Source organism: Acinetobacter sp. GFQ9D191M, assembly GCF_011174875.1.
In the GTDB taxonomy this organism is placed as follows: Bacteria; Pseudomonadota; Gammaproteobacteria; order Pseudomonadales; family Moraxellaceae; genus Acinetobacter.
The window spans coordinates 11,863-36,215 of record NZ_JAALGV010000032.1; the positions used below are offsets into that span (position 1 = coordinate 11,863).

Consider the following 24,353-nt stretch of genomic DNA (forward strand, 5'->3'; position numbering starts at 1 on the left):
GGGGTTCTCATTTCGTGCGGATTTTTTTCCCTTGCTCATCAACTAAGTGTTGGTTAAGCTGTGGGAAAGCCTTATTATTCTAGCAAAATAAATAACATTTTAATGAACTCGGGGACCTTATGGATATTACAGAACTGTTAGCCTTTTCTGCTAAAAATGGTGCGTCGGATTTACACTTATCAGCAGGTTTACCACCCATGATTCGTGTGGACGGGGAAGTACGCCGCATCAACCTGCCTGCACTAGAACATAAAGAAGTACACAAACTAGTGTACGACATCATGAACGACAAGCAACGCCGTGATTATGAAGAAAATCTGGAAACTGACTTCTCTTTTGAAGTTCCAGGTGTGGCCCGTTTCCGTGTGAACGCATTTAACCAGAACCGCGGTGCAGGCGCAGTATTCCGTACCATTCCATCTAAAGTACTGACCATTGAAGATCTAGGCATGGGTCAGATCTTTAAAGATATCTGCGAATATCCACGTGGTATTGTACTGGTGACAGGACCAACCGGTTCGGGTAAATCAACGACGCTTGCAGCGATGCTGGACTATATCAATGACAACCGCTATAACCATATCCTGACCGTCGAAGATCCAATCGAATTTGTACACCAATCAAAAAAATGTCTGATCAACCAGCGTGAAGTACATCGTGACACGCATGGATTTAATGAAGCATTACGTTCTGCATTACGTGAAGACCCGGATATTATTCTGGTCGGTGAGATGCGTGACCTTGAAACCATCCGTCTGGCACTCACTGCTGCGGAAACCGGTCACTTGGTCTTCGGTACCCTGCATACCACCTCAGCAGCAAAAACCATTGACCGTGTGATTGACGTATTCCCTGCTGAAGAAAAGGACATGGTGCGTGCCATGTTGTCTGAATCGCTGCAAGCTGTTATTTCGCAAACCCTATTGAAGAAAAATGGGGGTGGTCGTGTGGCTGCACACGAAATCATGATCGGTATTCCGGCGATCCGTAACCTGATCCGTGAAAACAAAGTGGCACAGATGTACTCTGCGATTCAAACCGGTGCCAACTATGGCATGACCACGCTGGATCAAAGCCTGAAAACGCTGGTATCGAAAGGGATTATCAGTCCGCAAGTCGCCCGTACTGCAGCAAAACAGCCTGAATCATTCTTATAAAAATAATTAATTTTTTGGGGTTTTATCATGGACTTTAACGGCTTACTCAACTACATGGTAGAGAAAAAGGCCTCGGATCTGTTCATTACAGCCGATGTTGAACCCTCTATCAAAATTAATGGTCAGATTGTACCGATTGGCTCGGTAAAATTACCGGGTGCAGCTGTGGGACAGCTACTTAACTCAATCATGACCGAGAAGCAGCGCAAGGAATTTGCCGACACACGCGAGTGTAACTTCGCCATCAGCAACCCGGACAAATCGGCACGTTTCCGTGTCAGCGCATTCCAGCAACGCGATCAGCCAGGTATGGTACTGCGTCGTATTGAAACCGTCATTCCGACTATGGATGAGCTGAAATTACCGCCTATTCTAAAAGAATTGGCAATGACCAAACGCGGTATCATTATTTTTGTGGGTGCAACCGGTACCGGTAAATCGACTTCCCTCGCCTCTTTGATTGGCTACCGTAATGAAAATTCCAAAGGTCATATCATTACCATTGAAGACCCGATCGAATTTGTGCACCAGCATAAAGGCTGTATCATTACTCAGCGCGAAGTCGGTATCGATACTGACTCCTTTGAAGTGGCATTGAAAAATACCCTGCGTCAGGCACCAGATGTGATTCTGATCGGTGAGATCCGTTCTCGTGAAACCATGGACTATGCAATTGCCTTTGCGGAAACCGGTCACCTGGTTTTTGCGACCCTGCACGCCAACAACGCCAACCAGGCCATCGACCGTATCATTCACTTCTTCGAAGCCGACCGTCACAGCCAGCTGTTTATGGATCTGTCCCTGAACATGAAAGCCATTGTGGCACAGCAGCTAATTCCAACTATCGATGGTAATGGCCGCCGTGCAGCGATTGAAATCCTGATCAATTCGCCATTGATTGCGGATCTGATCCGTAAGGGCGATGTGCATGAAATCAAGGATTTGATGAAACGTTCACGTGAACTGGGCATGCAAACCTTCGACCAGGCATTATATGACCTGTATAAGGCCAAGCAGATTAGCTATAAAGATGCACTAAAACACGCCGACTCACCAAACGACCTGCGTCTGCAAATCAAACTGTCAGAAGAAGGTGGCGAGCATTTATTACGTGCGCATTCCAATATTACTTTTGATGGTCAAACCTGATCATTTTCAAAGCAAAAAAAACAGGCTTTTAATAAAGCCTGTTTTTATTTCAGCCTAAAGCTGAATTATTTCTTACGGTAAGCTTCCTGACATTCAGGCGCGTCACAATAACCGTAAAGATTAAGTGAATGACCAGTCAATGCAAAGCCAAATTTCTTCGCAACTTCGTGTTGTTCATGTTCAATAACATCATTCGTAAATTCAACGACTTTGTTGCAATTTTGACAAACCAAGTGATCGTGGTGATCTTCCTGCATAATTTCAAAAACTGAGTGATTATTTTCAAAATTATGACGCTCGATAATCCCTGCTGCCTCAAATTGTGTTAACACACGATACACAGTTGCAAGACCCACATCTTCCCCTTGTTCGAGTAAAGTCTTATAAATGTCTTCAGCGCTAAGGTGATGCCGTCTAGAGTTTTCTAATAGTTCTAATATTTTAATTCGTGGAAGGGTAACTTTCAGTCCAGCTTTTCGTAAATCTTGGTTTGAAATAGGCATGTAAAAAGGTCTCTCAACAAAATCAAAGTTGGAATAGGCAACAAAGTTTAGATGCAGTATGATCTATCCTTGGATCAAATGCATCATAATTAATTTGGGATAGTGTAGCAAAATGCAAAAAATCATGCTGACGTTATTCGTCACTTCATTGCTTGTCGGCTGTTCGACATTAGGTGTGTACAAAGTTGATATTCCTCAAGGAACACCTTTAACTCAAGCACAAGCCTCTAAAATTCAGGTAGGAATGAGCCACCAACAGGTGCGTTTCCTGCTCGGTAGTCCAACAGTATCTGATCCGCTCAATCCGCTACGCTGGGACTACATCTACAACTATACCCCAGGAACCTATGCTAAAAAAGCCAAGATCCCAGCAGCCCAAGGCCAGCATCTAAAAATTTACTTTAATCAGTCTGGTATCGTAGAGCGTATTGAAGGTCTGGAAACCATTCCAGAATCTCAGCCAGGTTTACCAGGTTCCAAAGAAGCGATCTTAAATGCCCCACCACTATAATCGGTTTTGCATAAAAAAACCCCTGTATGATCAGGGGTTTTTTTAATTAAATAGATTGATTTATCAAATAATCAGACCATCTGTTCAATAAAGCCACATTCCACTAATCGGAACGTTTATTTTGCTTGAAACGGTTACCTTTGGCATAACGTCCTACCGGATTCTTCTCAGCGCGTTTACGGCGGATATCCTTGGGATTAATGGTTAAAGCACGATAAATCTCTACCCGGTCCCCTGCTGCCAATGGCTGGGTATGATCCTGTAGCTTAGCGCCAAAAATACCCAGATTCAGAGGTTCAGGCAATTCCACCTGTGCACGGATTCCGCTTTGCTCAATTGCATCCAATGCAGTCATGCCGGGCTGGAAAGGTACAGCAATATGAAACTGTTGTTCCGGGGTAGCATAGGCCACCCAGATCATTGCCTCAGTCATCAGAAAAATTGTCCTAATACCGCAACAATCGCCAGAATAATTGATACTGGTAAGACAATACGAACCGCAATACGCCAGATGTTATACACTGCTTCTGAGCTAAAGTTCATCGATTTACGTAAATGGCTGATCTTCATGATCCAGCCAGCAAACAAGGCATAAATCAGACTGATCACCAGTCCCCAAAGAATCAGCAGATTATTGAAAATTATAGCAACATTTGGAATTAACCAGACCAAGGTGGCAGCGATCACAATCGCCCACTGAATGATAATATTCATTTGACGTTGCTGTAATTGCTCACGTGCCATTTGCATAAGCAAAGCAGCGGCTGCGACAATGGCTGCGATTAAAGCAAATGCAGGGATTTCAGCTTTTACTGCAAAGAAACCAAAGGCGATGATCGCTAATAGCTGCGCCACCCAAATCGGTAAGGCTGTTTTAGTCGCAACATCCTGCTGTTTTACGACAGCCAGACTTGATTGCCAATACAGCCCCATACCTAGACCACTCGCCACCAAAGCCAATACAGTGGCATTGCCCCACTCTACGAATTGGACGGGTGTTACCTGCCAAGCCGGTAATTCAGTTCCCATCACATTCGCCATAATCAAAGATGCAAGTACGCCGATCGTGGTAATCCCAACCAGAATTAAACGTGGCACCAGCGATAATACAAATGCAGCAATTGCCAGCACCGCAAAAATCACTGGCTGCTGAACATCGAGATTGGCCACTGCAATCACATTAGAAGCATGATTGAGCATCGCACCCGCAAGGAACGGAATAAATACAACTGCCAGCCAGCCGACGATCCGCCAGCGCTGAGAACTATCAGCTTCACGGGTAAGGCTCGACAATGCCTGTAGTGCAGTGGTTTTTGAGCGTTTCGCCAAAGCAATTTCCAGATAACAGACTGGAAGGGCCAGTATTAGCATGGTCGCTAACCACAACATCCAGAAATCAAGCTGACGGTCAATCTGAATACCTGTTATCGGTGCGAGTGTCGCAATAATAAGAAAGGATAAACAGAAAGCCATCAGAGGCGATAACCATTTTGACATAGCATTGTCCTGCATGATGTATTCCTATAAAAATCTAGCGCTATTTTGCCTTGTGAGGCGATGAAAATCAAAAACAAAAAAGCAAACCACCATGCCCGTGATTTGCTGCGCAAATTTATTATTAAGCTTTATTTTTTATTTTTCCGATTTGTCTTTATTTTAAGAACAATCGAGTTATGAGAAGAAACGGGCAAACCAGTTTTTACCCTTTTTCTTTTCTTTATCTTTAATGATTCCCATCATATTTTCTTTTACTGCACCGACATAATCCGCATCATCGTGCTGAATATGATTGATCAGCCATTTAGATAATACTTCATGTAATTCCGCTTCAATAGATTGTCCCAATTCAAAACGGTCACGATAAGATTCAATCTTTTTAATAAACAGGTCATGCACACGTTTATGTGGCACACGATATTTATAACCCGCTTCTTCCTGAAGTGATTCTTCAAAGGTAAAATGAGACTGGGTATAATCAATAATATTTTCTAGAATCTGTTTAATACGAGCACGATCGGTATTGGCATCAATTCCATCAATCTCATTGATATAATCGAGAATTCGTTTGTGCTGATCGTCAATCACATCGATACCAGTATTATAATCTGGAACCCATTTCATTTTCATTACGACCACCTATTGATATTAATGATTTATCGCTTGAAAAAGATCATATATCTAATTGATTTAAATAAAAATGAAGTAAATCGGTTGGTTTTCAGTTTATTTTCTACTTAATTAATGTAAATCATTGTTTATCCAATCAATTATATTTTAAACCCGACCACAAGAATAAAGTATTTTTTGATCGATTTTATATTTCATGGTTTATTTATTTTAATGATTTCACTATAAAATAAATATCAAATTCAAAAAAACAGGAGCGATGTCCTGTTTTTTAATATCGAATTTTAACCAGATTTAATATAAATCTGCTTTAGTCACTCTTTTAAGCGAAGGATCCAAACGTTCTCTTTCCAGACGGGCGACATGTGTCAATTGGGAACGATATTTGGCTCCATCTCTGAACAAAATCATTTCACCTTCCTGAAATGCTGTCCATTCTTCATTCTGCGTTAGCGGCTCTGTGGTAATCACAGCGACCCGATCTTCAGGCGTGGTGACTTGGCTAAAATCAACTTCAACTTCGATATCAATCAGTTGGGCTGGCTTAAATGGATATTCACGAACCAGCCAATGCAGTTTAGTCGTTGCATAGGTAAATAAAGCCTGACCATTGGACAGACAGAAATTAAAAGTGCCATGCTCTGCAATGGATGGAGAAATCTCGGCCAACAAATCAAAAACCTGATCCAGCTTCGGTTCATCATAACCAAAATGTTTCACCAGCTGATCCAGCAAATAACAGAAAGCGCGCTCACTGTCAGTGTTACCGACTGGCGTAAAACGTCCAGAAAGCTCAGGTAAAAAATCTTTTAAATCACCATTATGGGCAAAGATCCATTGTCGTCCCCATAATTCACGACTAAACGGATGCGAATTTTCCAGATTAATTTTGCCTTGCGTCGCTTTACGGATATGTGCAATTACATTACGGGATTTGATTGGATAATTGCGCACTAGTTCTGCAATCGGTGACTCAACAGCAGACTGATTATCAACGAATAATCGGCAGGCCTTATCCTCAAAGAAAGCAATCCCAAAACCATCAGAATGATCTGAGGTAATCCCCGCCCGCTGAGAAAAACCTCGAAATGAAAAGGTAATATCTGTTGGTGTCGCACAATTCATTCCAAGTAGCTGGCACATAATCTTCATTCAGGTCACAGAGTGTTCTTAAGGTTATTGTGCATCACAGGCTGAACCTTTTCAAATCTCGATCATTGCAATGCTATGCGCTAAAAATGCTAATAAACTATTTTTTTATATTTAATTTAGCAAAAGGAGTTTAAGCTTCAAAACTTAGCTTAAAAATAAATACTTTAGATTTAACTTTCATATTTCTAGTGATCAAAATCTTAAAATAAAAGAAATAAAAAAGAGCCTCAAGTGAGACTCTTTGATATTCAATTTATCTTTATGGACGATGTGGATTAGAACGATTGGTAATTAAAGTTCCTACACCATGATCAGTAAAGATTTCTAACAGGCTCGCATGTGGTACACGACCATCCACGATATGTGCACTGATCACGCCGCCTTTTACTGCATCAAGCGCACAGCCGACTTTAGGAATCATGCCGCCATAGATCACACCTGTTTCGATCAGACGATCAACTTCCTGAGTCGTTAAACCGGTCAGCAGATTTTTATTTTCGTCCAGCACACCGGTAATATTGGTCAGCAAAATCAGCTTTTCTGCCCCTAAGGCTTCGGCCACTTTACCCGCAACCAGATCGGCATTGATATTGTAGGTGTTGCCTTCTTCATCGACACCGAGCGGCGCAATCACCGGAATAAAGTCACTGTTGGTAAACATTTCCAGTACATCAGTTTTCACGCCAACGACTTCACCCACCATACCCAAGTCCACTTTTTGGATTGAACCGTCTTCAGCCGTCTTTTCCATTAACAGCTTTTTGGCGCGTAACAGGTTGCCATCTTTACCGGTTAAACCAATTGCACGGCCACCATGTTTGTTGATCAGGTTCACAATTGATTTGTTTACGCTACCGCCCAGAACCATCTCGACCACTTCCATGGTTGCCGGATCTGTCACGCGCATACCATCAATACGGTCAGATTCACGACCTAGCTGTTTCAGCATAGAATCGACTTGTGGACCACCGCCGTGTACCACAATCGGATTTAAACCGACTGTTTTTAATAAAACGATGTCACGTGCAAAAGAGCTTTCTAGCTCAGGATCCGTCATCGCGTTGCCACCGTATTTTACCACTAGGGTTTTACCCGCAAAGCGTTGGATATACGGCAAAGCTTCAGTCAAAATTTGTGCTTTGTCGATGCCTGTATGCTGATTTGGCATTCGCCTCTCCTTATTGAGCATCTAAAATGTCTTGAGCGATCTGTGGATAACGGTCACGCAACATGGATACAAACAGATGTCGAATTTCATTCAGGCCTTGTGCATCATTGGCATCAAAGCGCACCGTGAAATATTCACCCGTATTGGATGCTCGAATGATGCCAAAACCATCATCAAAATCAAGACGTATCCCGTCAATTTTACTGATTTGTGCATTTAATTGCGTAGATTGCTGCTCAACAAAGTTTAAAAGCTCAACAGGCTGCACCTGATGAGTGGAAATATATAAGTCTTCAGTTCCGTGACGTTTTGGATAAGCACGCAAGGCTTCACTTAAAGTCATACCTTTCTGGTCCAGATATTCCATGACCCGGAGCGCCGCATAAAGACCGTCATCATAACCCCAGCCACGTGCGTCATTAAAAACATAATGCCCGGCATATTCACCACCAAAAATGGCCTGATGCTGGGATTGCGCCAGATATTTACGCAGGAATGAGCTACCAGTACGAATCATCACCGGTTTTCCGCCCAGGCGTTGAACTGTATCGCGAATCAGGGTTGAACATTTAACGTCATAAACAAACTGACATGCTTTTGTGCCAGTCATACAAATTTCTGCGAATAAACAGAGAAGCTGATCAGCACTAATAATGACACCCTGTTCATCCACCAGTACCAACCGGTCCCCATCACCATCTAGGGCAATACCCAGATCTGCCTGCTGTTGCATGACAACCTGACGCAAGGTTTGTAAATGCGCTTCCTGAGAAGGATCAGGCGCATGATCCGGAAAATGCCCATTGGCTTCACAACGTAAGGCGGTAACTTCACAACCTAGTTTTTGCAGCACCAAGTTGGCACAACGTCCTGCTGAACCGTTCAGACCGTCCAGCACTACTTTAAATGGGCGCTTCAACTGAATATCTTCAAGCATTTCCTGCTGATATTGCAGACAAAATTCGGGAATAATTTGGTGAGGCAAATCATTCAGACACGATAAAGAACTATTTACATGAAGTTTTGCTTTTTGTGCGACCTGCTGAATCATCTCGGGACAAGGCGGCTCCCCTGCAATAATCCATTTAATTCCATTATCTTCTTTAGAATTATGGCTGGCCGTGACCATCACACCATTACCATCAAACTGACGCGCTGTGTAGTACAGCATCGGACTGGAACAACAGCCGATAATGACGGCTTCAATAGCATAGTCTTGAAAAATACGGCGAATGGTTTCAGCAAAAGCCGGACTGCTGATTCGGGCATCATAGCCAATCGCAACCCGAGTCTGTCCCGCAGCTTGATATTGCTGAGCCAGACCATGCGCAATAGCATCAATCACACCTGTACTGAGTAAACTGACTTTACCTCGGATATCGTAGGCACGAAAAATGTGAGCCGGAAAGGGTTGATTCATGGATCCCATAAACTGTTCTTTTCACTATTGAATATAAGGAGATAAAATAATGATTAAGCAATCATCATGACTTTAAACATTTGTTTTTGTTTTAAGACTCTGTATTTTTATATGAATTGAATGTGACAATCAATTATAAAAGTATAATTATTAATCTTTTATGTATTTAATTTGTATAACTAGTAAAATAAATAAACCTGACTAAAAATGACTTCTTGCATTATTTATCATCTATTTTCTTAAATTCTGAATGATTTTATTTTTCTATTTAAATGATACTAAAAATTTATTTAAATATTTTTCATTGAAATAAAATTCAAGAAAAGTTTATTAAATAGCTCTGTCATTTTTTTATTGTTTTTATGATTAAAACTCTAAAAAAAGATGACTTAACTCAAAACATCCAAGTTAAGTCATCCTTTAATTTTAGTTTTTACCAGTATGACCGAAACCGCCCGCGCCACGCTCGGTTGCTTCAAACTCATTCACCAGATCAAATTCGGCCTGTACCACAGGGACTAATACATATTGGGCTAAACGCTCACCAGGTTCCAGGCTAAATGCCGTCTGACTGCGGTTCCATACAGAAACCATCAGCTCGCCTTGGTAATCTGAATCGATCAAGCCAACCAGGTTACCTAAAACGATCCCATGTTTATGACCTAAACCAGAACGTGGCAAGATCAAACCAGCAAATGCTGGATCTTCAATATAAATTGCCAAACCAGTTTTTACTAAAACTGTTTGACCCGGTTCAATCACAGTCGTTTCGTTGACACATGCACGAAGATCGAGTCCTGCTGAGCCAGTCGTTGCATAAGTCGGCAATGGCCATTCCTGACCTAGACGTGAATCAAGGACTTTCACCTGAACTTTCATGTATTTATTCCTGTTGTTTAATATCAAAAAATTTAAAGAATCAAAATCGTAGCGTTCTGTTACTTTTACCGTTTAATCAAGGCACGTAAATTATCCAGATAATGCTGAGCCTGCTGTTTTGGATCAATATTGCCTGCAAGTTTTTTCTTGCGGCCTAACCACTCCAGTTCATCTTCTGGCAGCTCATCCAGGAAGCGGCTTGGGGTCATCTGTTTCATCTGTCCACCCGCCTTACGTTGCTCAGCCAAGGTAATAGTCAAGCCCTGACGCGCACGAGTAATCCCCACGTACATTAGACGGCGTTCTTCCTCGACTGTTTCGGCAGCAATCGAGTTCTTATGTGGCAGAATTTCTTCTTCCAGTCCGATTAAGTAGACATAAGGGAATTCCAGACCTTTGGATGCATGCAAGGTCAGAAGGTTAACCTTATCGGTATCTTCTTCTTCCTGCTGCTGTTCCAGCATGTCGAGGAGCACCATCTTACGGATGACACTTTCGATATTCTTTTCATCGACATCTTCTGCACGATTGATCAGACTCTGAATACTGCTATACAGCACTTCAATATTATCGAGTTTGGTTTTTTCCTGTGCCGGCGTCGCTGCGGATTCCTTGATATAGTCAATATAGCCGGCTTCCACCATCATCTGGCGGATAATCGGTACGGGCTCATCATCTTCCAGCAAGTTACGGGTAAAGTTATTAATGAAATCTGAAAATTCTGCCAGTTGTGTGGTCGCTTTCTTTGGAATGACCATGGTCAGACGTTGATCACCTGCTGCTGACAGTAGAGACAAATTATTTTCCTGGGCAAACAGACCGAGTTTTTCCAGCGTCACCGGGCCAATCGCACGTTTCGGCGTATTAATAATCCGCAGGAAAGCACTGTCATCTTCCGGGTTAATGATCAGACGCAGGTAACTCATGATGTCCTTGATCTCTGCACGCGCAAAGAAAGACTGGCCACCTGAAAGTTTGTAAGGAATCTGCATTTGGCGCAGCTGGGTTTCTAGAATACGTGCCTGGAAATTACCACGATACAGAATCGCGTAATCTTTCCAGTTTTTACCATTCATCAGCTTATGCGTGATCAGGTCTTTGACTACGCGTTCTGCTTCATCATCATCATTGCGACAGGTGATAACCCGAATCACTTCACCATGGCCTTTATCTGACCAGAGCTTTTTATCAAAGATATGCGGGTTGTTGCCAATTACGGTATTGGCAGCTTTTAGAATACGGCTAGTGGAACGATAGTTCTGTTCCAGCTTGATCACTTTCAGATTCGGGAAATCCTGTTGTAACAGCGCCATATTTTCTGGCTTGGCACCACGCCAGGCATAAATCGACTGATCATCATCCCCTACAGCGGTGAACTGCCCCATGACCCCGACCAGTAATTTCACCAGAATATACTGTGCCGTATTGGTATCCTGATATTCATCGACCAGCAAATAACGTACACGGTTCTGCCATTTATCCCGAACTTCAGCATTTTCCTGTAACAGACGCGTTGGCATCACAATCAGGTCATCAAAATCGACGGCATTATAGGCACGCAGATTTCGCTCATAAAGTTGGTATAAATGCGCGAACTGAACATCTTCTGGCGTTTCACAGGTGGTATGTGCTTGCTCTGGTGGAATCAGATCGTTTTTCCAGTCCGAAATCATCTTCATCGCTTTGGCAATCAATTCTTTGCTTTCAGCACCCGACAAGTTATCGCGATGCATCAGATCCATCAGAATCCGCTTACAGTCATCGGCATCCAGAATCGAGAAATTATTTTTTAGCGGTGTGTGTTTGAGTTCTAAACGTAATAAATTTAGACCAAAAGTATGGAAGGTCGAGACTGAAAGGCCTTTGGCTTCTTCTCGGGTCAGCAATTTGGTGACACGCTCTTTCATCTCACGTGCCGCCTTGTTGGTAAAGGTCATTGCCGTAATCCGGTGAGCCGGAATCCCGCAATGCTTGACCAAGTAGGCGATTTTTCTTGTAATTACCGAGGTCTTGCCTGAACCCGCTCCGGCAAGTACTAACAAGGGTCCTTGAGTATATTTCATGGCTTCAAGTTGCTTGTCATTTAACTGACTGGCGAGTGACATATGGCTTCCTCTTCTAGATTCGGCTCCGATTATAGTCATCTCATGCCCAGATGCCTAATTGAAAATTCATTTTCCTGCGTCATCTTTCAGACATAAAAAAAACCACCCGAAGGTGGTTTTTCTGCAAAATCAGTGATTACTGAACGGCATATACTGCAATTTCAACACGACGGTTTTGTTCTTTACCAGCCGCAGTTGAGTTGTCTGCGATCGGGTTCGCTGAACCAAGACCTTGTGCATTGATACGAGTACGTGCTACGCCTTGACCAGCAAGGTAGTTCGCAACAGATTGTGCACGTGCTTGAGACAATGGAATGTTGATTGAGTCATTACCAGTGCTGTCTGTATAACCAGTTACCAAGATACCGCTTTGGCTGTCTTCAGTCAGAACTTGGGCAACTTTATTCAATGTTGCATAGAAGTTTGGTTTGATGTTTGACTTGTTAGTGTCAAATGTAATCGCACCAGGCATTACCAAGTTGATTGAACCGTCTGGATTACGGTTAACGTCTACGCCTGTACCTGCAGTTGCCTGGCGTAATTTTTTCTCTTTATTGTCAAGGTAAACACCCGCTGCACCACCAAGTACTGCACCAATTGCAGCTGCACGGTTGTTTTGACGGCTAGTATTGGCATTACTTTTAGAAATACCATAACCTGCAGCAGCACCAATTACTGTACCCAAAGCTGTTTTGTCGTACTCAACACCACCCAGGTTATTGCCAGTAGTTTGACAACCTGTAAGTGCTACTGCCCCTGCTACAGTTGCTGAAATTAATAGTGCACGCATTGCATGCCTCCTTTGTAGTGTAATTTGTATCTTAGGTCAGATAATGATTTAAAAATAATGGGATAACCATTGAATTTTTGTTAATAATAAATCTTTTAGTAATATTTTATAATGTTTATGTGTAACCAATTTCCTGAATTTCATCATAGTTTCTTCATAGTTTAACGATCGGACTTTTCTATTCGCTCAACTCCCTCTATATTGTTCAAAATGTGATGAAATTTAGACGATTATTCTCTGGGACTGTTTTTATATGTCATCTAAAAGCAAGCAACAAACGACTTTAAAAAAACTTACCCGTGGCCTCACGGTGACATCTGTCATGACTGGCAGTACTTTTTTTCATGGACCACCCGTACTGGCTTTGGGGCTGACCAAACTTTTTAAGAAATCTTCTAAGATTGATGAAACCAATATCAAGATTACCAATAGCTGGTTGGGCGTAAATAACTGGCTGATTGACAATGTCCTGAAAAATACCGAATGGCAAATCAGTATTGACGAATCTCTGGATCTGAACATGCAGGGGCGTTATTTAATGACCTGTAATCATCAGAGCTGGGTGGATACCACGGTAAACCAATATTTCGGTTTAACGCGCATGCCTCTCACCCGCTTCTTTACAAAATGGGAACTAATTTTTATTCCATTTGTAGGTCAAGCCTTTAAAATTCTGGGCTTCCCGATGATGAAACGGCATAGCAAGGAACAGATTGCCAAAAACCCTTCCCTGAAATATCGGGATATGGAAGAAGCACGCAAGGCATGTGAACAACTGGTTAGCCAGCCATTTACTTTGCTGAATTATCTGGAAGGCACACGCTTTACCCCAGAAAAGCATGAACAGCAAAAATCGCCTTATAAGCATTTGTTGAAGCCTAAGGCGGGCGGTCTCGCGCTGGCACTGAACATTCTGGGGGACAAAATTGATGCACTGGTGGATATGACTATTGTTTATCCTGACGGTGTGCCAGGTTATGGGGAATTCTGGTTAGGCGAAGTCCCGCGTATTGCCGTGAACTTGAGAAAAATTGACATTCCAGACTGGGTACTCGGCGGCAATTATGAAGATGATGCAGATTACCGTGCGCGTTTCCAGCAATGGGTAGACCAGATCTGGACTGAAAAAGACCAATTAATTGAGCAAATGCAGCAGAACCTGATTTCCGCTTCTGCCTGACATTTGCCAGAGAGACTATGAAGAACGACAACCCGGACCTCGTGTCCAGCTCATTTAAGTTTATTCGCAAAGGCACCTGGGGCTGGAAAATTGCACTGATTTATGACATTTTCATGATGGTTGTCATCATCATCAATTTGTTCTGTCTCTGTGCCAATGCCATTCTGATGAGCGATTTTGGGCACTGGTTGTTTGACTTCATTCGCTTGCCTGATGTCTTGCAGTTTTATAAAAGTGAATTACGTCCCTGGGTAATGATTACCGAGGGATGGTTTACCACCTTCCTGATTATTGAACTCATCGTTCGCTGGTTCATTGCCATTGTTATGCGCCACCATGCCCGCTGGTGGTTCTTTCCCTTTGTGCACTGGTATGAAATTTTATCCATCATCCCACAGCTACGTTTTCTGCGTCTGTTACGTGCAGTCGCGATTGGCTACAACCTGCATAGCCATGGATACAAAGTCATACCGGCAAGCTGGTATAGACGGGGTAATTTCTACTATAACCTGCTGATGGAAGAACTTTCGAGCCGTGTAGTATTGACGGTACTGGATGGCATTAAACGTGAACTCAGCACCAGCACATCACATAAACAATTAATTGATGATTTGGTGGAACATCACCGTAAATTACTGGCTGTTGCTTTGGCAGATATCTTGCAAGAGTCTTTGGGCAAGGAATTACAGGCACAGCGCTTCATGATTTCAAAAAATGTCGGGCAAGTCGTCAATCAGGCCATTGAAGATACACCTGAACTCACTCAGCTTCTGCGTCTGATTCCCATTGTGGGCGGGCGACTGGAGCGACAGATCCAGAGTATTGGTCAACGTCTGGGAGAAAATATCACCCAAGGCCTGATTGATCCTTTTACACATAGCGGATCACAAGAAAACCCGACTTTTGCCATGATTTCAGATAAGATTAGCCAGATTCAGATTGAACATAATCCACATATTGATAAATTAGTCGAATCGGCTGTTTTTGAAACACTTGAAGCCATTCAAAAACAGGTCAAAGTAAAACAGTGGCAACAGATTTTAGAAGAACACGAACAAAATCAGGGCTCAATCGATAGATGAGTTTTCATTTGTGGAATCGGCTAAGATAAGTGGATTCTATTCGTATAAAAAAATAACTTGGATCGCTAGAGAATTAACGAAATTTGTTCTAGGATTTGCACTATTTACAACATTGCTTCGACATAAAACAGCAAGTCAGAAGTATTAAGGAAAAATTATGGCTGACATACGGATAAAAGGCAGAATGGTCAATGCGCTACGCATTAGCCTCGATACCAATGATCATGATGCAATCCGCCAGCAACTGAAACCAAAATTACAAGCGGCTTTTCCGCCAGGCACATTGGCGGTAATTGAAAGTTCAGTCGACCAGGAACTGATTGCCCTGATCCAGTTACTGATTGATCTCGAAGTTCAGCCTATGGCGGTGACTGAAGGGATTCTGGGGGATCAGGCTCGTGCGATTCAGTTCCCTGTTCTGCCACCTGACCGTCAGTTGCAGGAAATTAAGGCGACCAAAGAACAGGTCGTGGAAGTCAAACCTGAATCTACTGCTGACGATGAAAAAGCTGATGCAGCACCTATTATTGCGCATGTGACTTCTTATCATGATGAAATTCTGCGCACCGGCCAATGCATTGTGCAGAATCAGGGTGACATTATTATTACGGCCGGAATAAACAGTGGTTCAGAAGTGATTGCTTCAGGCAATATCCATATTTATGGCAGCGCGCGTGGCCGTGTGATTGCAGGTGCGGGTGGCAATACTGCAGCGCGTATTTTCTGCCATGCGCTGGAGGCCGAACTGATTTCTATTGCAGGTACTTACTGTGTGGCCGACGACATTCCACCGAATGTTGTGAAAAAACCCGTGCATATTTACTTGAATGATCAACAAGAGCTTGTATTTGAAGCTCTACAATTTTAATGTATAAATAAACACCAAAAACCCCATTTTATAGGGGATTTGAACCATAACAGGAGTGGATTCGGTGGCGAAAATTGTTGTCGTAACATCAGGCAAAGGTGGCGTAGGTAAGACTACAACAAGTGCATCTTTTGCAACAGGTTTAGCCCTACGTGGCCACAAAACTGTGGTAATCGATTTTGATGTAGGCTTGCGTAACCTTGATTTGATTATGGGCTGTGAACGCCGTGTAGTATATGATTTTGTAAATGTTCTCAATAACGAAGCACGATTACAACAAGCACTGATTCGCGATAAAGATATTGAAAATTTATATATTTTACCTGCTTCACAAACACGTGATAAAGATGCTTTAACTGATGAAGGCGTAGAACGTGTAATGGATGAGCTTTCACAGGAATTTGATTATATCGTCTGTGACTCACCTGCAGGTATTGAACGTGGTGCCATTTTAGCCATGTACCATGCAGATGAAGCCATCATTGTGACTAACCCTGAAATTTCTTCAGTACGTGACTCTGACCGCATCATTGGCATGTTAGATAGTAAAACTAAAAAAGTAGAACAAAACGAAGGTCGCATCCGTAAACACCTGTGTATTACCCGTTTCAATCCGGAACGTGCCGATAAACAGGAAATGTTAACGATTGACGATATTTCTAAAGATATTTTACGTGTTCCAACCTTAGGTGTTATTCCTGAGTGTCCAAGCGTTCTACAGGCATCGAATGAAGGTAAACCAGTGATTCACTTTACCGAATCTGCCGCAGGTCAGGCTTATGATGACCTTGTAGCACGTTTCCTGGGTGAAGAGCGCCCTTACCGTCATATCGAAGTAAAACCTAAGGGCTGGTTAGCACGATTATTTGGAGCGTAAACATGGCTGGATTCTGGAGTAAACTTTTTAGTAGCGAGGATAAACCATCAAGCGCACAAACCGCGAAAGACCGTTTGAAAGTCATTGTTGCTTCTGAACAGGGTTTGGGGCGCCGTTTGAGTCAGGATAAAATTGACCAGATGAAGACAGAGATCATGCAAGTGGTCAATCGCTACGTCCGCGGGGTTGATGAACAGCACATTCAGATGCAGGTACGTTCTGAAGCAAACATTGAAATGCTTGAAATGAATATCAATTTACCTGAAGAGCGATAATCTGAATTTTGATTAGTCAAGTAAATTGATTCAAGGCAAAATATGAGCCTCAACAAAGCGCCGCTTTGTTGAGACGCAAGACCAGAAGCTTGGCTTCGCGTAGACTTGATAGTAATTAGTATTTTTTTTACCTCATCTCAAAACGTGAAGTGATACTTCGAATAGACAAAGTGCATGATAAGACTTTGCCTCTTGCGAACTCATATTTTGCCTTTTTTCATGCCGAAGAATTACATCAAGGAGATTGCGATGGCATTATCTCAACCAGCGACCTTTAACGAAGAATGGTCAGATGAGCGTGTATATGCCTACCTGAATCAGCTTCCTCCTGCAGGCGTCAATGCAGATTTTCATGTGCTTTATCATGCATTCAAGCATATGCGCCCTTTTGATTATGAACGCCTACTAACCAAATTTGTCGCAGACGGTCGCGATCTTAACGCCACCAATCCGGAAGGACAGCGCATTCATGACGTGATTGCCACTTATCCGCGTCAAAGTGCCGAGTTCCTCGCAGTATTAGAAAAATTTGCATAAGTTGTAATGCATAAAAAAGCCTGCTTAAAGCAGGCTTTTTTAATCGCTAGAGATTCTGGATTTAAACCAAGATCTCACGCTTCCCATTGGCACCCATTGAGCTGACAATGCCATTTTCTTCCATCTGGTCAATGATCCGTGCAGCACGGTTATAACCCAGACTGAACTTACGCTGCAAAGATGAAGTTGATGCTTTGCGGGTTTCCAAAACAAAAGCCACACACTGATCATACAGCGCATCTCGATCAGATCCACCATCTCCACCATCCTCAAAGCCGCGACTAGACGGTTCTTCATCAAATGGAGTCAGGATCTCATCCACATAGTTAGGCGCCCCACGTTCACGCCATGCATCACAGATCCGGTTCACTTCATCATCGGCAATAAAGGCACCGTGTACGCGCTCCGGCTCAATTTTACCCGGGCCAAGGAACAGCATATCACCATGACCGAGCAGATCTTCTGCACCACCTGCATCGAGAATGGTACGTGAGTCGATTTTCGAGTTCACACGAAGTGCGACACGTGTCGGAATATTCGCCTTGATCAGACCAGTGATCACATCTACTGAGGGACGCTGAGTTGCCAGTAACAGGTGAATACCGGCAGCACGGGATTTTTGTGCCAGACGGGTAATCATCTCTTCAGCTTTCTTACCGACCTGCATGATCATATCCGCGAACTCATCGGCAACAATCACAATCGATGGCAATGGCGTTAAGCGCGGTGCACGTTCCCCTGCGACTGATTCACTCGCTTTCCAGGTTGGATCAAATAGCTCTTCACCATTGGCAAGCGCCTCTTCTACCTTACGGTTATAGTCGCTGAGCTTACGAATTTTCAGGAAAGACATCAGTTTGTAACGACGTTCCATTTCATTCACACACCAGTTCAAGGCACTGACTGCATCTTTCATATCGGTCACAACTGGGGTTAACAGGTGTGGAATATCGTTATAGTTGGCCAATTCAAGCTGTTTCGGATCGATCAGGATCAGGCGTAACTGGTCTGGTGTGTACTTCAATAGCATCGATAGAATCATCGAGTTAACCGCCACCGACTTACCAGAACCCGTAGTCCCTGCTACCAGCATATGCGGTGCTTTACCCAGTTCAGTAATCACCGGATTGCCCGAAATATCCTTACCCATGGCCATCGACAAAATGCCATCTGGATCATTGAATTTTGGAATCTGTACCAGTTCAATCAAACGCACCATTTCACGGCTACTGTTCGGAACTTCAATGCCGATATAAGGCTTACCTGGAATAACTTCGACTACACGTACTGAAGCCATTGACATCGAACGGGCCAAGTCACGTGAAATATTAGTGACTTTGGAAGCTTTCACACCAGGCGCAAGGTCCAGTTCAAAACGGGTCACGACTGGGCCTGGCTGAGCCTCGACCACTTTGGCTTTAACGTTAAATTCCTGAAGCTTGATTTCCAGAAGTTCTGATAAACGGGATAATTGCTCTTCAGTGAAATTCACTTTTTTGTTCGGATCGACTTTATCCAGCAATTCCAGACCCGGCAATGGTGACAGGTCTTTACGGCGCTCAGCGACCTGCATGGCACGTGACATTGGACGACCAGCGGCATCGGTCAGTGGCGCATCGAAGTCAAACTCGTCTTCATCCTGAGGCTTACCGGCAGTTTCATGCCAAGCTTCAATAAACTCTTCTTTGGACAATGCTTCCCGAACTGCTGCATTGGTCGCTGCGGTTTGAGCTGCTGTCTCTACACGCTGAATCGGTGCCTGAACAAAAGCAGAAGATTGGGCATAACTTGATGCACGTACAGGTGCAGGTTTTGGTTCATCAGCTTCAACCAGTAAATCGTCCAGATCCTCAAAGTCCGCTTCCAGGCTGGTATTTTTAATCGCATGTGCAGCCATAAGTGGAGCAGCCGCAGTTGAGCTGATTGTTCCAGCATCTTCTACAATTCTGAGGGATTTTTCAGCTGCTGCTGAATTGAACGGGCTATGCACATCCGTTGCGGTTTTACCTTGCGGGACTGCGGCCAATAACTCATCAAAAATTTCATCATCATCCCAGTCCAGATTATTCTTGGCGGTAGATGATGATGTCACTTCATGAGCATTGTGATTCGTTGACGCAGCTGCAAATGCATCAGGAGAAAAATCAGCTTGCTCTTCTTCTGCAGCTTTAAGCAAAGCATCGATATCCTGCTTGTGACGCTGGTCTTCATTGGAATGTAACGCACGCCACACCTCCCCTGTTGCCACCACACGATCCGGCTCTACTGTTCGCGGTGCTTGTTCCTGAACAGGTTCTGAAGCTGATGTCTGTACAGGTTCAGAAATATCTTCTTCATAGTGGTGAGGCTGGTGCGATTCTTTATCTGCAAAATCCTCAAACAGGCGTTCAGCGACATGATCACGAACTACAGGGTCGACTTCTACCAGATCATGCTCAGGTGCGGCAGTGACTGGTACTGTCACTTTTTTGGCAGCTGCTTTTACCGCTTCTTTTTTCATTACAGGTGCGGTACGGTCAAAATCAGACATACCTTCTGGCACATTACGGTAGAACAGGTCTTGCAGATAAGCAGGTGTTGCCTTGAGACTGCTCCAGGTCTTGTTCCATTTCACACCAAATGCCAAGGTAAACAGAACCACCCAAAGCACCAGCAAGAAAAAAGCTGCGCCATAGACAGTTAGTAATTGTTCAAGACTTTGGCCCAGCTCATAGCCAATGATCCCGCCTGAAGAATTATCCAGCGTATCGGCTGGAACTTGCCAGAACAGGAACAACAACGCCGATGTAGTCAATAACAGGAAGAATTGGGCAGCATAGCGGAATGGACGGTTCAGGAAGCTGCGCGGCCACCAGACCTGGATTGCTTCCATAAACAGATACACAGGGATCAGCAGGCTTGCCCAGCCGAGAAAGCCAAATAACAGGTCTGAAATCCAGGCCCCTGCAACCCCACTGGCATTTGAAACTGTCTGCGTATCACTAGAGATATGCATCCACCCCGGATCAAATGGTGTATAGGTCACTGTTGCAAGAAACAGATAAATCCCAAATGAGACTAAAAATAATGTCATTACTAAGCGCTGTGCATAGGCACTCGACACCGCTGTCATATACTGTCCTGTAACCAATTCTTCATGAATATTCTTTTGCTGGTATGCTTCAAAAAAAGCGTCGCAATAAAATGCATATTATGCACCTGTTGCATCAAAAAAGATGCATTATTGTGTACTTCTTCTATATAGCCCAAATCGATTTCGATGATCAATAATATCGACTTTAATCTCACACCACTGTTATACAGTTTCACGTATAATTCAATAAATTTCTAAATAAAAAAGGATGCAGCGAATGAGCGCACGTCACTCACGACTGATTATTTTAGGTTCTGGCCCTGCTGGCTATAGCGCAGCAGTCTATGCAGCGCGTGCAAACTTAAAACCGACCCTGATTGCAGGTCTGCAACTGGGTGGTCAATTAACCACAACGACTGAAGTAGATAACTGGCCTGGCGATCCTGAAGGTCTGACTGGTCCAGCTTTAATGGAACGTATGCAGGCTCATGCAGAACGTTTTGGTACTGAAATTGTTTATGATCATATCAATGAAGTTGACCTTAACGTTCGTCCATTCGTCCTGAAAGGCGATATGGAAGAGTTCACTTGTGATGCCCTGATCATTTGTACTGGTGCAACTGCGCAATACCTGGGTCTGGAATCAGAAGCTGCATTTATGGGTCAAGGCGTGAGCGCTTGTGCAACCTGTGATGGTTTCTTCTATAAAGAGCAAAAAGTCATGGTTGTGGGCGGTGGTAATACCGCTGTTGAAGAAGCGTTATATCTCTCTAACATCGCTTCTCACGTGACCCTGGTTCACCGTCGTGACACACTACGTTCTGAAAAAATCCTGCAAGACCATCTTTTTGAAAAAGAAAAAGAAGGCAAAATCAGTATTATCTGGAATCATCAGGTAGAAGAAGTGTTGGGTGATACCACTGGCGTCACTGCGGTACGTTTGAAATCCACCCAAGATGATTCAACTCAGGATGTTGAAGTTTCAGGTCTGTTTGTTGCTATTGGTCATAAACCAAATAGCACCATGTTCGAAGGCCAGCTAGAACTGCGTGATGGTTATATTCAGGTGCAAAGTGGTACCGCGGGCAATGCCACTCAAACCTCTATCCCGGGTGTATTTGCTGCAGGCGATATCGCAGACAGTATCTACCGTCAGGCGATTACTTCTGCAGGTTCAGGCTGTATGGCGGCACTGGATGCAGAAAAATATCTCGATGCAATGGGTAAATTAGACTAAGCAGCGAAAATAAAAAGACCGTCCATCATGGGCGGTTTTTTTATGTATGATAAAAACAGTCTATTTCAAGATCAGGGTTCTGCATGCATCTTCTTCCTCCTTCACAGTACATTTTCCCCAATCCTGAAGAAGCAGATCTTGAGGGTGAAGGCCTGATTTGTATCGGTGCAGACCTCTCCCCTTCTACTTTGTATGAGGCCTATACCCATGGTCTCTTCCCCTGGTTTTCTGAAGGTGATCCGATCTGCTGGTGGAGTCCGGAACCACGCTGTATTATTCGGCCAGAAGATTATCATCCAAGTAAATCCCTGCTTCGAAGCATGAAAAAACAGGATTATAAAATTACGGTGAATCATGCTTTTGAAAGAGTCATCCGTTCCTGCTCATTGCCTCGCGCTTATGCAGATGAGACCTGGATTAGTGAAGAGATCATTCAAGGTTATTGCGACCTGTTTAATGCGGGTTATGGTTATAGTATTGAGGTTTGGGATGAAGATCGCCTAGTAGGTGGACTCTATGGGGTGACTATCGGCAAGGGCTGTTTCGGTGAATCCATGTTTAGCACCCAGACCGATGTTTCTAAAATGGCTTTCTATGCCCTGATGCTGATTGGCAGAGAAAATCAGCTGCCCTGGATTGACTGTCAATTGGTGAATGATCACTTGATGAGTCTAGGTGCCTGTACAATTTCTCGCCATACATATCTTAAATCGTTACAAGATGTGATAAAACAGCCTGCGATCAATTGGAAAAAGTATCAAGACGGTGTATTTTCAAGTAAAACAATAGCGCAGTCTGCGCGATTAAGTGAATGAAAATAACAGAGGGCACTTGCTATGAACTCTTATCAACCACAGTCCCTACTGAACGATTTACAGTATTATATTACGCCGCCGCATGACTGTAGCTATCTGCCCAACAAGTCCGCGCACATGGTTTTTCTTGATCCAGCGCACCGTATTGATGTAGTGACGCTGTCCGAGCTTTCTCGTACCGGTTTCCGTCGTAGTGGTGATTTTGTCTATCGGCCTGAATGCCACCTGTGCCGTCAATGTTTATCTTCACGTATTCCTGTTCATGAATTCCAAATGAACAGCTCGCAAAAAAAAGCCTGGAAACGTAATCAGGATTTGACGGTTAAAATTACCCATCCTGAACAGGCCACAGATATACATTACGCCCTCTATGAACGTTATATTAATGAACGCCATGCAGATGGCGACATGTATCCACCTAGCCATGACCAGTTTGAAAAGTTTTTACTGCAAAGCTGTACCGATAGTTTCTTTCTGGAATTATGGAAAGATGATCGTCTGATCAGTGTATCGACTTGTGACCTGCTCGATGATGGCGTTTCAGCGGTATATACTTTCTTTGATCCTGATGAGAACCGCCGTTCCCTTGGTGCCTTTGCGATTCTGAAACAGATTGAGCACACTCAAAAACTTGGCTTACAGTTTGTGTATTTGGGCTACTGGGTTCCACATTCAGCCAAAATGAACTACAAGTCTCAATACCTGCCACTTGAATTATTGATTGACGGGCAATGGCGCCGATTAAACCGCACCCTTACCCCTGTGGAGATTGAACATCTGGGAAACTCCTTGATGACGACCTTGCCTAGCGGATGGAATAATCCCATCATCAAGTAATTTAGTCGTCAAATAAGAGCTGGAATATTATTTAAACAGGCTGGCAAAATCATCAGTACAGGACTTCACCATAATAATGGCATGTTCCCGAGTGCCATTCGAATTCGGATAATAGTTCTTGCGCAGATCAATCTGATGAAAACCGGTTTTTTCATACAGTTTAATTGCAGCAGTATTGCTTTCACGTACTTCCAGAAAGATTTGTACTGGACTATTTTTCAGCAACTGGATGGATTCATCTAATAGCTGATAACCCAATCCCTTACCCTGTTGTGCAGGATCAATCGCCATCAGTAATAAATTGGCTTCATCCAGCACCGGCTGTAAAATGCAGAATCCTACGACTTGCCCCGCCTGTTCAATCACAGTGCTTTGATAAGCAGTAACAGCATCTTCAAATTGTTTAAAGGTCCAGGGATGGGATTGTACTTTGGTTTCAATCTTGGCAACGGCTGGTACATCCGCAGCCTGCATCAAACGAATCATCTTCGTTCATCTTATCTAGAATTAACCTCCGCATTATAGAAACTTTATTTAAAAAATCGAGCAAAAAAAAGAGCAACTTAGGTTGCTCTTCAGTCTTTTAATCTAGGGCGAATTCAAACATGAGG

At 43.4% G+C, this 24,353-nt stretch carries 24 protein-coding genes; 12 read left to right on the forward strand and 12 right to left on the reverse strand.

All coding sequences use genetic code 11. The features are described 5' to 3' along the window. Nucleotides 1-119: 119 nt before the first annotated feature. Both G5T77_RS06475 and G5T77_RS06480 read left to right on the forward strand, forming a co-directional pair. Nucleotides 120-1,157 carry a type IV pilus twitching motility protein PilT gene (locus G5T77_RS06475; protein ID WP_166137948.1) on the forward strand — a complete coding sequence of 346 codons (1,038 nt, stop codon included), beginning with the start codon at nt 120-122 and terminating at the stop codon, nt 1,155-1,157. A 27-nt stretch (nt 1,158-1,184) separates the two neighbouring features. After that, nucleotides 1,185-2,306: a PilT/PilU family type 4a pilus ATPase gene (locus tag G5T77_RS06480; RefSeq protein ID WP_004783234.1), complete on the forward strand. Its 1,122-nt coding sequence runs from the start codon at nt 1,185-1,187 to the stop codon at nt 2,304-2,306. A gap of 65 nt (nt 2,307-2,371) precedes the next feature. On the opposite strand, the gene fur is transcribed toward G5T77_RS06480, so the two are convergent. Then, entirely contained in the window at nt 2,372-2,809 is a 438-nt protein-coding gene (gene fur, locus G5T77_RS06485; RefSeq protein WP_004783237.1) for a ferric iron uptake transcriptional regulator, read from the reverse strand. Between the two features lie 112 nt (nt 2,810-2,921). Between fur and bamE the strand changes: the two genes are divergently transcribed. Continuing rightward, nucleotides 2,922-3,320 carry an outer membrane protein assembly factor BamE gene (gene bamE, locus G5T77_RS06490; RefSeq protein WP_004783238.1) on the forward strand — a complete coding sequence of 133 codons (399 nt, stop codon included), beginning with the start codon at nt 2,922-2,924 and terminating at the stop codon, nt 3,318-3,320. 103 nt (nt 3,321-3,423) lie between these two features. Here bamE and G5T77_RS06495 read toward each other — a convergent pair whose 3' ends face one another. The 9 genes from G5T77_RS06495 to G5T77_RS06535 all read right to left on the reverse strand — a co-directional run bounded on the left by G5T77_RS06495 (nt 3,424) and on the right by G5T77_RS06535 (nt 12,961). Beyond that, nucleotides 3,424-3,753, reverse strand: coding sequence for an RnfH family protein (locus G5T77_RS06495; RefSeq protein ID WP_005221123.1), 330 nt, complete (start codon nt 3,751-3,753; stop codon nt 3,424-3,426). Further along, nucleotides 3,753-4,832 (reverse strand): hypothetical protein, encoded by a 1,080-nt coding sequence (locus G5T77_RS06500; RefSeq protein WP_166137951.1) that lies wholly within the window; start codon nt 4,830-4,832, stop codon nt 3,753-3,755. Before G5T77_RS06500 ends, G5T77_RS06495 begins: the two co-directional genes overlap by 1 nt. Nucleotides 4,833-4,991: 159 nt before the next feature. Then, nucleotides 4,992-5,447: a bacteriohemerythrin gene (locus tag G5T77_RS06505; RefSeq protein WP_004783243.1), complete on the reverse strand. Its 456-nt coding sequence runs from the start codon at nt 5,445-5,447 to the stop codon at nt 4,992-4,994. Nucleotides 5,448-5,741: 294 nt separating this feature from the next. Beyond that, a complete protein-coding gene (locus G5T77_RS06510) occupies nt 5,742-6,590 on the reverse strand; it encodes a class II glutamine amidotransferase (RefSeq protein ID WP_166137974.1) in 849 nt (282 codons plus the stop codon). Nucleotides 6,591-6,858: 268 nt separating this feature from the next. Continuing rightward, on the reverse strand, nt 6,859-7,767 hold the full coding sequence (gene argB, locus G5T77_RS06515; protein ID WP_159123314.1) for an acetylglutamate kinase: 909 nt from the start codon (nt 7,765-7,767) through the stop codon (nt 6,859-6,861). Between the two features lie 10 nt (nt 7,768-7,777). After that, the gene (locus G5T77_RS06520) at nt 7,778-9,196 is read right to left on the reverse strand and encodes a phosphomannomutase/phosphoglucomutase (RefSeq protein ID WP_166137954.1); all 1,419 of its coding nucleotides are present in this window, start codon (nt 9,194-9,196) and stop codon (nt 7,778-7,780) included. Between the two features lie 417 nt (nt 9,197-9,613). Beyond that, nucleotides 9,614-10,066 carry a dUTP diphosphatase gene (gene dut, locus G5T77_RS06525; RefSeq protein ID WP_004783254.1) on the reverse strand — a complete coding sequence of 151 codons (453 nt, stop codon included), beginning with the start codon at nt 10,064-10,066 and terminating at the stop codon, nt 9,614-9,616. 65 nt (nt 10,067-10,131) lie between these two features. Beyond that, nucleotides 10,132-12,171, reverse strand: a complete 2,040-nt coding sequence (gene rep / locus G5T77_RS06530; RefSeq protein ID WP_159124471.1) for a DNA helicase Rep — start codon at nt 12,169-12,171, stop codon at nt 10,132-10,134. Nucleotides 12,172-12,307: 136 nt separating this feature from the next. Further along, nucleotides 12,308-12,961: an OmpA family protein gene (locus G5T77_RS06535; RefSeq protein ID WP_166137957.1), complete on the reverse strand. Its 654-nt coding sequence runs from the start codon at nt 12,959-12,961 to the stop codon at nt 12,308-12,310. 253 nt (nt 12,962-13,214) lie between these two features. Here G5T77_RS06535 and G5T77_RS06540 point away from each other — a divergent pair, with 253 nt between their 5' ends. The 6 genes from G5T77_RS06540 (at nt 13,215) to G5T77_RS06565 (ending at nt 17,780) form a co-directional block, all read left to right on the forward strand. Then, the gene (locus tag G5T77_RS06540; protein ID WP_166137960.1) at nt 13,215-14,141 is read left to right on the forward strand and encodes an acyltransferase; all 927 of its coding nucleotides are present in this window, start codon (nt 13,215-13,217) and stop codon (nt 14,139-14,141) included. Nucleotides 14,142-14,158: 17 nt separating this feature from the next. Further along, a complete protein-coding gene (locus G5T77_RS06545) occupies nt 14,159-15,223 on the forward strand; it encodes a preprotein translocase subunit SecA (RefSeq protein ID WP_166137962.1) in 1,065 nt (354 codons plus the stop codon). Nucleotides 15,224-15,380: 157 nt separating this feature from the next. Next, nucleotides 15,381-16,091, forward strand: coding sequence for a septum site-determining protein MinC (gene minC / locus G5T77_RS06550; RefSeq protein WP_166137965.1), 711 nt, complete (start codon nt 15,381-15,383; stop codon nt 16,089-16,091). A 64-nt stretch (nt 16,092-16,155) separates the two neighbouring features. After that, nucleotides 16,156-16,968, forward strand: coding sequence for a septum site-determining protein MinD (minD, locus tag G5T77_RS06555; RefSeq protein ID WP_166137968.1), 813 nt, complete (start codon nt 16,156-16,158; stop codon nt 16,966-16,968). A gap of 2 nt (nt 16,969-16,970) precedes the next feature. Continuing rightward, nucleotides 16,971-17,243: a cell division topological specificity factor MinE gene (gene minE, locus G5T77_RS06560; RefSeq protein WP_004783265.1), complete on the forward strand. Its 273-nt coding sequence runs from the start codon at nt 16,971-16,973 to the stop codon at nt 17,241-17,243. A 249-nt stretch (nt 17,244-17,492) separates the two neighbouring features. Beyond that, nucleotides 17,493-17,780, forward strand: coding sequence for a PA4642 family protein (locus G5T77_RS06565; protein ID WP_004783267.1), 288 nt, complete (start codon nt 17,493-17,495; stop codon nt 17,778-17,780). A 61-nt stretch (nt 17,781-17,841) separates the two neighbouring features. On the opposite strand, the gene G5T77_RS06570 is transcribed toward G5T77_RS06565, so the two are convergent. Further along, the gene (locus G5T77_RS06570) at nt 17,842-20,892 is read right to left on the reverse strand and encodes a DNA translocase FtsK (protein ID WP_166137971.1); all 3,051 of its coding nucleotides are present in this window, start codon (nt 20,890-20,892) and stop codon (nt 17,842-17,844) included. Nucleotides 20,893-21,130: 238 nt separating this feature from the next. Here G5T77_RS06570 and trxB point away from each other — a divergent pair, with 238 nt between their 5' ends. From trxB to G5T77_RS06585, 3 genes are all read left to right on the forward strand, one after another. Then, on the forward strand, nt 21,131-22,090 hold the full coding sequence (gene trxB / locus G5T77_RS06575; protein ID WP_004783272.1) for a thioredoxin-disulfide reductase: 960 nt from the start codon (nt 21,131-21,133) through the stop codon (nt 22,088-22,090). Nucleotides 22,091-22,173: 83 nt separating this feature from the next. Next, nucleotides 22,174-22,905, forward strand: a complete 732-nt coding sequence (gene aat, locus G5T77_RS06580) for a leucyl/phenylalanyl-tRNA--protein transferase (protein ID WP_034704429.1) — start codon at nt 22,174-22,176, stop codon at nt 22,903-22,905. A gap of 21 nt (nt 22,906-22,926) precedes the next feature. Next, nucleotides 22,927-23,742: an arginyltransferase gene (locus tag G5T77_RS06585; RefSeq protein ID WP_159124479.1), complete on the forward strand. Its 816-nt coding sequence runs from the start codon at nt 22,927-22,929 to the stop codon at nt 23,740-23,742. A 27-nt stretch (nt 23,743-23,769) separates the two neighbouring features. Here the strand turns inward: G5T77_RS06585 and rimI are convergent, their stop codons facing one another. Beyond that, the gene (rimI, locus tag G5T77_RS06590) at nt 23,770-24,228 is read right to left on the reverse strand and encodes a ribosomal protein S18-alanine N-acetyltransferase (protein WP_159124480.1); all 459 of its coding nucleotides are present in this window, start codon (nt 24,226-24,228) and stop codon (nt 23,770-23,772) included. Between the last annotated feature and the right edge of the window lie 125 nt (nt 24,229-24,353).